The sequence below is a fragment of the Amycolatopsis sp. La24 genome (assembly GCF_029087445.1).
GTDB lineage: Bacteria > Actinomycetota > Actinomycetes > Mycobacteriales > Pseudonocardiaceae > Amycolatopsis > Amycolatopsis nivea.
The window spans coordinates 1-12822 of sequence record NZ_JARACH010000086.1 but is presented as its reverse complement, the minus strand read 5'-3'; the positions used below and the strand labels follow the sequence as shown (position 1 = coordinate 12822).

Here is a 12822-nt window from a genome sequence, read left to right as displayed (position 1 = left end):
CCACGGCGGGCGTGGCTCGATCGCCGCGCGGCAGGGGCCGGCGGAACTCACGTCCGGGGGGTGTTGGCGGCCAGGAAGTCGTCGACGACGCGGGCGCAGAAAGTCTCGTCATTGGGAAGGCCGGTGACCAGGCGGTTGAACACGACCGGCCCGACAAGCTGAGCCAGCGCCGCGGTGGTGTCGATGTCGGCGCCCAGTACCTTGCGGGCGTCGTCACCGGTGAGAATAGTGTCGAAGGGCCGCCGGTAGAGCTCGACGATGCGGCGCCGCAACGTGCGCATCCACGGCCGGGCGGTATCCGGCTGGTCGATGCCGGGCAGGTCGTCCGGTTGTGCCGGCAAGGTGCTCATCCCCACCCAGGACAGCACAGTGAGCTGCAGCGGGGCGTGGTCGATGAGCTGGGCTTGGTTGACGAGCAGGGTGAGCAGCCGACGCCGCAGCGGGCCCCGGGCGGGAGCCGGCGGCACGGGCGGCAACAGTTTCTCGAAGGCCGCGGCCACCAACTCGGTGCCAGTGCCGAAATGGCGGTAGAGCGTGGCGCGGGCTACACCGGCGGTGCGGGTGACCGCGTCGATGGTGACCGCGTCGATGCCGCCCTCGGCGAGCAGCCGGGTGGCCGCGTCGATCAGCAGTGCCCGCGACTGCGCCGGTCGCGGGTCCTCACGTGGCGTGCGTGGTGAGCGGGTGGTGGGTGTGGGCATTGGTCTCCCTACTGGCCGACATCCTAGTAGCGCAGCGTTTCACCAGGACGGCGAGTGTGATCGAGCAGGTGTTGTGAACTACCAGTCTAGGTCCGATACTGGGAGTCTCATAACCGTGTAGGAGTCGTGGGTGATGCGTGTGCCGGAAACAGCCGTCAGGTCGCGGCCGTTGCGCCAGATGTGGACACTGACGGTGTCGTGCCTGGCAGTGGCGCTGGTGATGGCGGCGGTGGCGTCGCTGACCACGGCCCTGCCCGGCCTCGCCGGGGACACCGGGGCCAGCCAGACGCAGCTGACGTGGATCGTGGACGCCTACACCCTGGTGCTGGCCTGCGCACTGCTGCCGGCGGGCGCGGTCGGCGACCGCTACGGCCGGCGGGACCTGCTGGTGATCGGGCTCGCGGTGCTCGCGGCCGGATCGGCCCTGCCGACGGTCGTCACCTCGCCAGGCTGGGTGATCGCCTGCCGCGCCGTCAGCGGGCTGGGGGCGGCCCTGGTGATGCCCGCGACGTTGTCCATCCTGACCGCGGAATTCCCGCCGCGACAGGCCTCGCGCGCGGTGGGAGTGTGGGCGGGCTTCGCCGGTGCGGGCGCGGTGCTGGGCATCCTCGGCGCCGGGGTGTTGTTGCAGACCTGGTCATGGCGGGCGGTGTTCGCCGCCACGGCGATCCTGGCCCTGCTGTTGCTGGCAGGGGCCTTCGCCGTGCCACCCTCTCGGGAACCGGACACCCAGCCGCTGGACGTCCCCGGCGCGGCGCTGAGCGCGACGGCGATCGGCCTCGTGGTGTTCGGCATGATCGAAGCACCCGACCGAGGCTGGGACAGCGTCCTGGTCATCGGCGCGCTCAGCGGCGCCGTCCTCGCCGCGGCCGGATTCATTCTCGTCGAGCGTCGCCACCGTGCGCCGCTGCTGGATGTGCGACTGTTCACCGAACGCGCGTTCGGCACCGGCGCCGGGTCGCTGGTCGTGCAGTTCCTGGCCGCGTTCGGGCTGTTCTTCGTAGTGATGCAGCACCTGCAACTCGTCTGGAACTACTCGCCGCTGGACGCCGGTCTGGCGCTGACCCCCTTGGCCGTCCCGCTGGTCGTGGTGGCGGTGCTCGCGCCGTGGCTGACCGAGCGGCTCGGGCTGAGGCTGATGACCTGTACCGGGTTGGGGCTGGTCGCCGTCGCCCTGGTCGGCGTGGCCGGCCTCGGAGTCGAGGAGGACTACCCACGTCTGGCGGTGTTCATCATCATGTTCGGGCTCGGCCTGGGAATCAGCGCCACTCCGGCCACCGCCGCCATCGTGCACGGGGTCCCCCGCGCGAAACAAGGTGTCGCCTCCGCGGTCAACGACGCCACCCGCGAAATCGGCGCGGCACTCGGGATCGCGCTGGCCGGCAGCCTGCTCGCCAGCGGCTACCGCACCGGCATCATGCTCGACGCGGCCACCCTGTCCGAGCCGGACAGGACCCTGGCCACCGACTCCTTGACCGCGGCACTGCACGTCGCCACCACCCAGGCAGACCCCGCTCTGGCGGCCGCGGCCCGCCGGGCGTTCACCGAGGGCATGCACGACTCGCTGCTCACCCTGGCCGCCGTCACCGCCACGGCCACGATCGTGCTCGCCCTGCGAGCCCCCGGGCGCCCGCGCGCGAAACCCGCGCACGCTCCCTCGACACCAACGGCCGAAACCCCCGGACCCAGCGCCCTCGATCAGTCAAGGAGCACGTCGTGACCGACCAGCAACTCATCGGCAACTACCCGCACCAAGTGGCCGGACACTGCGGCTCCGGAGCGCTGCGTGATCTGATGCAGTGGGCCGGCCTGTCCTACGACTCCACGCCACTCAGAGCCTGTTGGTAGATGGTCAGGCTGGGGTCAGGGCGGGTGGTCTGGGCTTGCCCCAGCGTGGTGCTGGAGGGGTGTCGGCCAGTTCTCGGGTCAGGCGGCGGGTCATGATCGAGACGGTGGCCCACCACACCATGGCTTCGTGGTGCTCTGGTCGGCGTTCGTAGTCTCGGACCAGGCGTCGATGGCGGATCAGCCAGCCGAACGTCCGCTCCACCACCCATCTGCGGGGCAGCACCACGAAGCCTCTGATGTCGTCGCTGCGTTTCACGATGGTGATCGTCAGGCGCAGCACGGCTTTGGCCCACACGACGAGGCGTCCGGCGTAGCCGCCGTCGGCCCAGACCAGAGTGATGGTGGAGAAGTGTTCACGCAGCAACGCCAGCAGGCGATACGCGGTGTCGCGGTCTTGCATACCGGCGGAGGTGACGGTGACCATCAACACGAGTCCGAGACAATCGGTGGCGATATTTCTCTTGCGGCCCTTGGTCTTCTTCCCCGCGTCGTACCCGCAACTTTCGGCGGCCATGGTGTCGGCGCCACGCACGGTCTGAGCGTCGATGACCGCCGCGGTCGGTAGTTCGGCCCGGCCACACGCGACCCGGATGCGTCCCCGCAGCCGGTCTGCCAGCCGGTGTGGCAGTCCTCGTTCACTCCAGCGTTGGAAGAACGCGTACACCGCCGACCAGGGCGGAAAATCGGCCGGCAGCGCCCGCCACTCGATGCCGTAGCGGGTCAGATAGCCGATCGCGTCCAGCACCGCCCGCAGGTCATGGCGCATCGGCGCCCCCGCAGGGCTCTTGCGCAGCTCTGCCATGACAGCCCGTGCTTCCGGTTCCAGCACCTCCCACTGCTCATCGGTCAGATCGGACGGATACCGGCGTAGCCGGTCACGACACGCGCAACCGGACACGCCGCAACTGGCCTTCGCGGCCTCGACACGGTAGACAGACATCCTGGGGCTTCTGGTGATCAAGTTGGTGGTACTTCTCGATCTACCAGGAGCCCCGCCTCATACCCTCACGACACGCTCAGGTCCCGGCCACACCATCCACCAACAGGCTCTCAGCGAAGGCACGATCTTCGGCCTCGGCGGAGAGCTCGGATTCAGCTATCTGCGCCACTCCGCCATGTCCCCACCGATCTACCTCGTCGGCCGCGGCCCCGACCTCACCGGCCACTTCACCCGTCGACTCGGGATCACCGCCACCCAGCACGCCACCGACGACCCCGACGAGGGCTGGGCCTGGGTCCGCGACGAACTCGACCAGGGCCATCCCGTCCTCTGCTGGGCCGACATCGCCGAACTCCCCTACCTGCGCGTCCGTCTTAGCATGAGCCGCCACGACATCGTCATCATCGGCTACAACGACCACACCCGCACCGCCACCGTCATCGACAACGACCGTGCCGACCCGCAACCCGTCCCCTATGACGCGCTCGCCCGCGCCCGCAGCTCTACCGGATTCCCCGCACCCACCCGACACACCACCTACCGGCTGCGCTACCCCACCCAACTCCCGCCTCTGTCCACCACCGCCGCCGACGCCTGCGACGCCGCCGCCTCCGCACTGCGACACCCCGAACCCATGCTGACCGGCGATCTCGACACCACACCCGAACTCGTGCACGGCTACGGCCTCAACGGCGTCACCACCTTCGTCGACGACCTCCACCAGTGGCCCGACCTCTTCCCACCCGACCAGCTCGACACCGTGCTGCGCGCCCTAGCCGCCTTCATCGACAAAGCCGGCACCGGCGGCGGCCTCTTCCGTCGCCTGCAAGCCGACTACCTGCACTACCTCGCCCGCCACACCCACCTGCCCACCGCACAACAGGCAGCCGACACCTACTCTCAACTCGCACAAGTCTGGAGCGACCTCGCCACCACCGCCACCACCGATATCGACATCACCACCCGAATCGCTGCCCTCACCGACACAGCCCAACAGCTCCCCGCCCTCGAACAACGCGGCGCCGACGACCTCCATATCCTCGCCCGCGACCTCACGACCTGACACTCGCTCCGGTCGCGCACGCCAATCCCGCCCCCGGCACTCCGTCGGGGGGGCCAAGGGTGGGGGACCGCGCCGCAGGGACTGTTCCAAGATCGGTGTTTCCGGCCCGACACGCCGGGCTGAGGTCCGGCGGGATGGGCACTGTGAGTGATGACATCGGAGCTTGTGAGTCCACGTAAGCGTGACGAGAAGCCGGCGCGGGAGCTGTCGCCGGAGCAGGCCGCCGCAGCGGCGATGGTGGCCGAGGCGAGGGCTCGCGGGCTGGCGTTGACGGGCCCGGACGGCCTGCTGAAGCTGTTCACCAAGAACGTGCTGGAAACGGCGCTGAACGAGGAAATGACCGAGCACCTCGGTCACGAGAAGCGCCAGGCCGATCCGAGTCGGGAATCGACCAATGTGCGAAATGGAAGCCGGCCGAAGACCGTGCTCTCGGATGCCGCCGGCGAGGTGCGGATCGACGTGCCGAGGGATCGGGAAAGCACTTTCGAGCCTCAGATCGTCAAGAAGCGGCAACGCCGGCTCGCCGACGTGGACGAGATCGTGCTGTCGCTGTACGCGAAAGGGATGACAACCGGGGAAAGTGCGCCGTGAAAGCGCTGTTGTATCGCGAGGAGGTGGAAGACCTTCTCCTGCAGGCCGTCGCAGCGGACTGTTGAAGTTGAGGGCAGCCTGAACCGGGAGGTGCCGGTAAGGGTGGCAAGCGGCCCTGACAAAACCGGGACGTGCCAGAACTGCCAGATGGTGCGGGTCCGGCAAACCAGCCGAAGAGGTATACGCGAGGAACTGGCGTGTTACGTTTCCTAAGTAGTCACCGGCTGAAACCTGGCGGATGGCCGGTTGCGATGCGCACCCGTTCTCTGGTGAGGCGGGGAACTCCTGAGCGGGGATTTTCACCTTCGCAGGGAGGCCGTGGTGAAGGTCTGCGGCGTAGTCACGGCGATATCGCGGGAACAAAGTCAGATGCCTCCTTCGGCAAGCGATCAGCAGTGAACACGGGAACTGTCTGGCGATGGTTCCCGGCTCGTGGGCATCCAGTTTGCGCGTCGGGATAGGCACACCGTCTGCCGAACACACCGGACAGGGCGGAGCCGTCGTAGTACTCGGAGGCCGGGAAAGCCGGTCACATTGAGGTTTTCTCAGTAGCGTCCGTGGTGTTCGTGGTGGGTGAGGACGAGGGCTGCTTGGGTGATGTGGCCGATGCGTTTCGGGCAGAGGGTGACGTGTCGTAGGGCTGCCCAGCGGGTTTTCAACATTGCGGCGGCGCGTTCGCCGAGGCAGCGCAGCCGGGTGTGGAGCAGGTTGAAGGCGTGCTGGTCGGGGGTGAGGGGCGGTCGGCCGGTGGTTTTCTTGGTCGGGGTGAGGATGCCGGTGCCGGCTGCGTGGTAGGCCTTGTCGGCGAGGGTTTTCAGGCCGTGGGCCGCGGCGGCGGTGAGGGCGCCGGTGATGCCGTGGTGTCTGGCCGAGGCGAGGTCGTTGCGGGAGCCGGGCAGCACGGGCGAGACCCAGAGCGGGTAGCCGTCGGCGGTGGCGAGGAATTGGATGTTCCCGCCGAAACAGCGGTGTTTGCCCGAGTACCAGAGGTGGACGGTGGCGCCGCGGTTGCGGCCTTTGGTTTTGATGGTGGTCGCGGCGACCCGGTCGCAGCCGATCAACATGCCGTCGAGGATCACGTGCGCGTCCCCCGCGGCGCGGCGCTGGGCGAGGACCTGGTGCAGGTCGGGGGCGTGGGCGGCGAGGGCGGTGACCGCTTCGTGCAGGTACCGGTAGGCGGTGGCGACGCCGACGCGGTGGTCGGCGGCGAGGCGGTGCACCGGGACGGCGTCGCGGAACCAGCGCAGCGCCAGCACCGCCTGCCCGAACGCGGTCAGCGCCCGCCGGCCGCGGCGGGTGCCGCGGCGGCGGTGTTCGGCGTGCAGGACACGCGCGACGAACAGGGCAAGCTCGCGCGCCACGTCGAGCGTGGCACCATAGGCAATCACGTGGGGCCCCTGGGGTTTCTCGGACTTGATCTTCGCAAATCCAGTCCTACCAGCGGCCCCACGCCCCGCCCCTCGGCGACACACCCCACCCAGCCCTACTGAGAAAACCTCATTGGGGAAGGACGGCAGCGGTTCCGAGAAGAAGGGATGCTGCAATGCCGAAAGACGCGCCGCTGAATAGCGGCGCTCCGGAACAACCCGAAGCTGGGTCGTTCCGTCGGGTATCGGAAATGCAGGCCAAGCTTCATCGTTGGGCGTCGGCCGATCCTGGCCGACGGTTCGATGACTTGTTCAACCTCGTGCACGACCCGGCGACCCTGCGTGTTGCGTGGGAGCGGGTCGCGACGAATACCGGGGCACGAACCGCTGGTTCGGACGGCGTCACCGTCGCCCGGATTGAGCGGGAAATCGGTGCCCTGGAGTTTCTGGGTGGCATTCGCAGAGCGGTCAAAGACGGTTCGTTTCGGCCGCAGCCGGTTCGGGAACGGTTGATTCCCAAACCTGGTGGGTCGGGGAAAGTCCGCAGGTTGGGCATTCCTACTGTCGCGGATCGTGTGGTTCAGGCTGCCTTGAAGCTGGTTCTGGAACCTATATTCGAGGCTGATTTTCATCCGGTCTCGTTCGGGTTCCGGCCCAAGCGGCGGGCACACGACGCGATCGCCGACATCCATCTATTCGGGAGCCGCGGCTACGAATGGGTTTTGGACGCCGACATCGAAGCTTGTTTCGACACCATCGACCATGCGGCCCTGATGGACCGCGTGCGGGCGCGGGTGACGGACAAGCGTGTGCTCACGTTGGTAAAATCGTTCCTCAAGGCTGGGATCCTGACCGAGCTCGGCGAGGAACGGGACACACCGACCGGGACGCCGCAAGGGGGCATCCTCTCGCCGTTATTGGCCAATATCGCGTTGTCGGTGCTGGATGAGTACCTGCACCGCGACTGGCGGCCAGGAGGTTGGATGTCGACAGAAAACCGGCGTCACCGCCATCGGCGCCTGGGTCTGCCGACCTGGCGACTCGTCCGGTATGCGGACGATTTCGTCGTCATGGTGTTCGGCACCAGGGACCACGTGGTGACGTTGCGCGAGGAAGTCGCGCAGGTGCTCGCTCCGATGGGTCTGCGTTTATCGCCGGCCAAGACTCGGATCGTGCACATCGCCGATGGGTTCGATTTCCTGGGTTTCCGCATCCGGTGGAGAATCAAGAAAGGGACCCGCGATCAGTGGCGGCTCTACACTTTCATTGGCGATCGGCCACTCCGGTCGTTGAAAGCGAGAATTCGTGCCCTGACGCGCAGGACATCACAGCAGGACCTACGGGCCGTGTTGATCCGGATCAATCGGATCACACGCGGCTGGGCTGAATATTTCCGGCACGCCGTGGCCAAGCACACCTTCGACCGGATCGCTTACTTTATCTGGTGGCGAATCGTCCGATGGGTGAAGACCAAACGGCGTTGGAGATGGAAGGACGTCCACCGCTGGCTGCGAACCCCGACGGGGTGGCGGCCGATCGCGGTGGACGGGATTGAACTGCGCAACATCGCGGCGACACCGGTCACCCGGTACCGTCGGCGCAGTATTCCCAGCCCTTGGCCCTGCGCGAACCGCGCCTAACGACAGAAACCGTGGAGAGCCCGTTGCGTTGAAAGGCGCACGGCGGGTTCGGCGAGCGGCCTGGGGAAACAGACCGACGGCAACGCCGGAACTGCGCCCCAGGCCGACTCGACTCTCGGCGCATTTCAATGAGATTTACGGTGCTTCGGTGAGCAAGGAGACGATATCGCGGATCACCGACAAAGTGATCGCCGAAATGCAGGACTGGGCCAACCGGCCGCTCGACGCGGCCTACGCGGCGGTGTTCATCGACGCGATCCACGTCAAGGTCCGCGACGGGCAAGTCGCCAACCGCCCGGTCTACGCGGCCATCGGCGTGACCGTGGACGGCCGCAAGGACGTCCTGGGCCTCTGGATGGGCGTCGGCGGCGAAGGCGCGAAGTTCTGGATGAGCGTTCTGATCGACCTGAAGAACCGCGGTGTCCGCGACGTGTTCTTCCTCGTCTGCGACGGCCTCAAAGGCCTCCCGGAGACCGTCGTGAACGTGTGGCCGTACACCATCGTCCAGACATGCATCGTCCATCTGATTCGCAACACCTTCCGCCTTGTCGCGCGGCAGAACTGGGACGCAGTCAAGCGGGATGTCAAGCCCATCTACACGGCACCCAATCCCGACGCCGCACTCGCCGCATTGAATGCCCTGGAAGAGAAATGGGGGAACAAATATGGTGCCGTGATTCGACTGTGGCGCAACGCATGGGAAGAGTTCGTGCCCTTTCTCGACTACGACATCGAAATCCGGCGCATGATCTGCTCGACGAACGCGATCGAATCACTGAGCCTTTTTCATCCTGCGGTGGTCTCGTAGTTCTGTAGGACGTGGATGGCTTTGGCGAGTTGGCCGGCGCGTCGGGGGCAGCTGCGGAGTTTGCGCAGGATGTGCCAGGTTTTGAGTTGGGCGTTGGCGCGTTCGCCGGGGCCGCGCAGCCGTGCGTGAGCCCGGTTGACGTCCTTTTGGGACTCGGGCTTGTTCTTGCCCTTGTACGGGGTGATCACGTGTTGTCTGGTCTCGTCGTAGCCGTGGTAGCCCTTGTCGCCCAGCGCGATGAGCCCGGCGTCGCGCAGGGCGGCGAGAATCTGCCAGATCCGGGCAGCGGCGGTGTCATGGGTGCTGCCGGGCAGGTCACCCGAGACCCACAGGATGGTGCCGTCCGGCGAGGCGATGACCTGCAGGTTCATGCCGTGCTTCTTGTGCTTGATGCCCCTATGTCTTGTCAAGCGGTGTGGGCGTGGTGTTCTGGAGGGGTCCAGACTTGTCGTAGGAGAGGGTGGACCTCGCGGGCGACGTAGCGTTTGAGGCAGCGGATCACCTCGCGGCGGGTTTTGCCCTCAGTCAGGCGTCGTTGCAGGTATTCTTGGGTGGATGGATCGCATCGCAGGCGGGTGAGCACGATGCGGTAGAGCGCGGCGTTGGCCTGCCTGTCGCCGCCTCGGTTGAGTCGGCGTCGTTGGGTCTTGCCGGATGACGCCTCGATCGGGCTGGTGCCGCACAGGGCCGCAAAGGATGCTTCGGTGTCGAGTCGGTCGGGGTTGTCTCCCGCAGCGAGGAGGAGGGCTGCGGCGCTGTCGTGGCCGATGCCGCGGCGGTGCAGCAGGGCGGGGGCGCACGCGTTGATCGCCGTAGTGATCTGTTGTTCGAGGTCGCGGATCTCCTCGCCCAGGCGCAGGATGCGCCGGCCCAGCAGGCGCAGTGTTGTAGATCGCCGCGGCGACGGCGTCCTGCGGGTCGGTGGTGTCGAGCTCAGCGCATCGGCGGATGAGCATCCAGCGACTCAGCCCGGCCAGCGACTCGCGCAGTGCCGGGTCGGTGGTCACCAGCACGGCCTTGAGCTGGTTGATCGCCTGAGTGCGCGCCTTGAGCGCGGATGTCTTGGCCAGCTTGAACATCCGCATCATCTCCACCGGCCCGTCGCCGGTCTTCGCGATAGCGGTGGCCCGACCGGACAACACAGCTCGCGCAGCGGACTCGGCGTCACCGGCGTCGGTCTTGCCGCGTTTGCGTCGAGTGGCCTTGTCTGGCTGGTTGACCTCGATGACCGAAACGTGTTGGGCCCGCAGAAATCGGGTCAGCGCCACGCCGTAGGAGCCGGTGCACTCCACCCCGGCTTGCTGGACTGTCCCGAACGTGCGTGCCCACGCGAGCATCTGCTCGTATCCGGCAGCGGTTGTGGGGAATGCCTGGCTGGCCAAGAACACACCCAGCATCGTGATCACCGTTGCGACATGCACGTCCTTGTGCGTGTCGACGCCCAGCACCACCACGTTATCGGCAGCGGTACCACCTCCCTGTGTGTCCGATTGCGGCGTGCTGGTCATGATTGGCTGACTCCTGATCGGCTCGGGAATGGATGGCCAGCGCCGGGCCGGTGTGGGCGGTCAGGACTGTGATGGTGCCGTGACGGCAAGGCCCCTATCGGGACACGCCCCACCGCACCGGCGGCAGCAAGCACCACCCCCGACCACGGCCGACAGATCAAACACAAGGCAGCAAGGCCAACCAGAGTACGGGTCAAGCCGTGGCCCGAGGCAGCACACAAAGATCATCACAGCCGGAGTAGAAGGGGCGGTTGGCGGAGACCCGGTCGATCGGGATCAGGGTGCCGTCGATGATCACGTAGGCCAGGCCGTCGCGTTTCGCCTTGCGCAGCGCCGCGCGTAGTTTCGGGGCTCGCGCGGCCAGTAGTTCCACGGTCTCGTTGACGTAGCGCCAGCAGGTTGTGGTGGAGATGTCGAACCCGGCGCCGACCTCGGCGAACGGTTCGCCTTTGCGCAGGTACACCAGTACCGCCAGGGCCTGCTGGCCTGAGTTGAGCTTGCGCCACACCGAACCGAGCTGCTTGCGGTGGGTGCGGATGAGGCCGGACACGAAGGTGAGGGTCTGATGTGACAACGGCAGCGCGGCACGGTAGAACAGCATGTGAAGCCCCTGGTCCTGCGGAACGATCTTGGTCGAAAGTCCTGCTACCAGGGGCTTCGCCATGCCAGGACCTCGACACGCCGATGATCGTCTACCTGTGATCAGCGACAAGCCTTGCCCGCCAACACATCCAGGTCAGGATGAAAAAGGCTCACTGAGTGAAGCGCCGGTGCGCGGTCTGGAACGGCACGCCGAACGACGGCGGCAGATCCCGCCACGCGCACCCACTGGTCAACACGTACACGATCGCGGTGAACACCTGCCGCGGCTCCAGCGGCGCGGTTCCCCCGCCCTGGGGACGCGCCGCGAACGCGGGGATCAACGGCTCCACCAACTCCCACAGCTCGTCCGGCACGAGCCGCAATGACAAACGATCAACCACGACCAAGATCATGACGCATCAGCAGCTGATCACCACGTAAGACACGCTCTTAGCCGCCCTTCTTCAGAAAGCCCGTCTCATCGGCCACCACGACACCACTGGGATCACCCAGATTGTCCAGCACATAGGCCCGCAGATCATCCCGCACCGCATCGGCGTCCCACCGGTAGTAGCCCAGCAACCGCTGCATGCCATTCGGGGTCAGATCACCGGCCTGCTCGGCCAAGGTCCACGAGTTCTTCCGCTCCGCACCCGAGAGCAGGCCCAGCAGATACATCCGAGCCCGACGACGCGAGTCCGCCTGCGCGAAACGACCGGCTACCAACGAGAACATGTCGTCGAACCCGGCCCGCCACCGTGCGACACGATCATCAACCACAGGCGCCCCGGCCATCGCCTTCTCCACAAGCTCTACCACGCCGCCAAGTTCACCACGTCCCGAACGCGTCCACAGTCACGACACGCCGCCACAAATCACACATCGCGACTGTAGTACTAGGTCGACCATCGCGGCGCGTTGTCTCGGCGTGGTGCGCGGCGAGCGCGGCCCACTGGATGCGGTTTGCCGCGGGCATCGACCAATACGTCGTCACCGGTACGGTCATCCGCTCGTGCTTCGGTGTCGACGGCGGTGACACCCGACTGGCTTGCCCATAGGTTGGTCCACAGGCGGGACCACCACGGTGATGGCGCTCTCCGAGATGGGCCAGCCATGCTCTCCGAAATGGGCCAGCTGAGAAGTGCAGCGTAACCGGTGTCAGCGGCGGAGCGGGATCACTCCGTCGGGTGCCGCGACGGGCATCTGCGGCCGGGCCGCTTCGGGCGTGGTGAGCAGCGCGACGATGGTGACCGGGGCGCCGCAGTGCGGGCAGTCCCGCTGGGCCGCAATGTGCGGCAGCGGCGCCGCAGGCGCCGGCGGGGTCGCCGCCGGAGGCGGTGTCCCGAAGGGCCTGGCGGTGCTGGAGGCAGGAGTGGTGCGCTCGACCTCCCGGCGGGCGGCCGCGGTGCGTTTGCACTGGCGCGAGCAGTAGAGCCGGGTCTTGGCTTGCCGGCCGGTCGTGACGAACGCTTCCCAGCAGATCGGGCAGGTCTTGCGGGTCGCGTTGTAGTTCGGGTCGCTCGGGTCAGGAGACATGTGCGTTCACCGCCTTGCGCAGCTTGTCCGATGTGGACTGATGCGAGCGGAGCCGATAGGAGGGGCCGTCGATGCCGACGACGGTCGCGCGGTGGAGTAACCGGTCCAGCATCGCCGCGGTTATCTCGACTTCGATCTTCAAATACCGCCTTTGACCTGGCGTTTCGCGTCGTGGACAGGTGTCTTTGACTATCGATCACCGGTGCTGAGGCGGGCTGCGCGGAGTTGGCCGTGGGCG

The 12822-nt window shown here is 66.9% G+C and carries 11 protein-coding genes and 5 pseudogenes; 6 read left to right on the top strand and 10 right to left on the bottom strand.

The window, feature by feature from the left end:
- Positions 1-47 precede the first annotated feature (47 nt).
- Positions 48-701 carry a TetR/AcrR family transcriptional regulator gene (locus PUT80_RS42670; protein ID WP_101436342.1) on the bottom strand — a complete coding sequence of 218 codons (654 nt, stop codon included), beginning with the start codon at positions 699-701 and terminating at the stop codon, positions 48-50.
- A gap of 178 nt (positions 702-879) precedes the next feature.
- Between PUT80_RS42670 and PUT80_RS42665 the strand changes: the two genes are divergently transcribed.
- Positions 880-2421 (top strand): MFS transporter, encoded by a 1542-nt coding sequence (locus PUT80_RS42665; RefSeq protein ID WP_233459058.1) that lies wholly within the window; start codon positions 880-882, stop codon positions 2419-2421.
- Positions 2418-2549, top strand: coding sequence for a BtrH N-terminal domain-containing protein (locus PUT80_RS42660; RefSeq protein ID WP_222425608.1), 132 nt, complete (start codon positions 2418-2420; stop codon positions 2547-2549). The genes PUT80_RS42665 and PUT80_RS42660 overlap by 4 nt, the downstream gene beginning before the upstream one ends.
- A gap of 4 nt (positions 2550-2553) precedes the next feature.
- Here the strand turns inward: PUT80_RS42660 and PUT80_RS42655 are convergent, their stop codons facing one another.
- Positions 2554-3489, bottom strand: a complete 936-nt coding sequence (locus PUT80_RS42655) for an IS5 family transposase (RefSeq protein WP_208637356.1) — start codon at positions 3487-3489, stop codon at positions 2554-2556.
- Between the two features lie 13 nt (positions 3490-3502).
- Here PUT80_RS42655 and PUT80_RS42650 point away from each other — a divergent pair, with 13 nt between their 5' ends.
- Both PUT80_RS42650 and PUT80_RS42645 read left to right on the top strand, forming a co-directional pair.
- Positions 3503-4552, top strand: coding sequence for a BtrH N-terminal domain-containing protein (locus tag PUT80_RS42650; protein ID WP_101436344.1), 1050 nt, complete (start codon positions 3503-3505; stop codon positions 4550-4552).
- 150 nt (positions 4553-4702) lie between these two features.
- A pseudogene (locus PUT80_RS42645) lies at positions 4703-5131 on the top strand (transposase); the annotation flags it as partial.
- A 557-nt stretch (positions 5132-5688) separates the two neighbouring features.
- Here PUT80_RS42645 and PUT80_RS42640 read toward each other — a convergent pair.
- On the bottom strand, positions 5689-6531 hold the full coding sequence (locus PUT80_RS42640) for a transposase family protein (protein ID WP_101436345.1): 843 nt from the start codon (positions 6529-6531) through the stop codon (positions 5689-5691).
- A 155-nt stretch (positions 6532-6686) separates the two neighbouring features.
- Here PUT80_RS42640 and ltrA point away from each other — a divergent pair, with 155 nt between their 5' ends.
- Positions 6687-8150, top strand: a complete 1464-nt coding sequence (ltrA, locus tag PUT80_RS42635) for a group II intron reverse transcriptase/maturase (RefSeq protein WP_101436346.1) — start codon at positions 6687-6689, stop codon at positions 8148-8150.
- Between the two features lie 112 nt (positions 8151-8262).
- Positions 8263-8931, top strand: a pseudogene (locus tag PUT80_RS42630) (IS256 family transposase); the annotation flags it as partial.
- A gap of 5 nt (positions 8932-8936) precedes the next feature.
- Here PUT80_RS42630 and PUT80_RS42625 read toward each other — a convergent pair.
- The 7 genes and pseudogenes from PUT80_RS42625 to PUT80_RS42595 all read right to left on the bottom strand — a co-directional run bounded on the left by PUT80_RS42625 (position 8937) and on the right by PUT80_RS42595 (position 12726).
- Positions 8937-9401 carry a transposase family protein gene (locus tag PUT80_RS42625; protein ID WP_341867389.1) on the bottom strand — a complete coding sequence of 155 codons (465 nt, stop codon included), beginning with the start codon at positions 9399-9401 and terminating at the stop codon, positions 8937-8939.
- Positions 9402-9479: 78 nt separating this feature from the next.
- A complete protein-coding gene (locus PUT80_RS42620; RefSeq protein WP_208637357.1) occupies positions 9480-10466 on the bottom strand; it encodes a transposase in 987 nt (328 codons plus the stop codon).
- 232 nt (positions 10467-10698) lie between these two features.
- Positions 10699-11067, bottom strand: a pseudogene (locus tag PUT80_RS42615) (transposase family protein); the annotation flags it as partial.
- 160 nt (positions 11068-11227) lie between these two features.
- Positions 11228-11449: pseudogene (locus tag PUT80_RS42610) on the bottom strand (transposase); the annotation flags it as partial.
- Between the two features lie 55 nt (positions 11450-11504).
- A pseudogene (locus tag PUT80_RS42605) lies at positions 11505-11771 on the bottom strand (transposase); the annotation flags it as partial.
- Positions 11772-12206: 435 nt separating this feature from the next.
- Complete coding sequence (locus tag PUT80_RS42600) at positions 12207-12584, bottom strand: hypothetical protein (protein ID WP_101436348.1); 378 nt, start codon at positions 12582-12584, stop codon at positions 12207-12209.
- Complete coding sequence (locus tag PUT80_RS42595) at positions 12574-12726, bottom strand: ATP-binding protein (RefSeq protein WP_208637255.1); 153 nt, start codon at positions 12724-12726, stop codon at positions 12574-12576. The genes PUT80_RS42600 and PUT80_RS42595 overlap by 11 nt, the downstream gene beginning before the upstream one ends.
- Positions 12727-12822 lie beyond the last annotated feature (96 nt).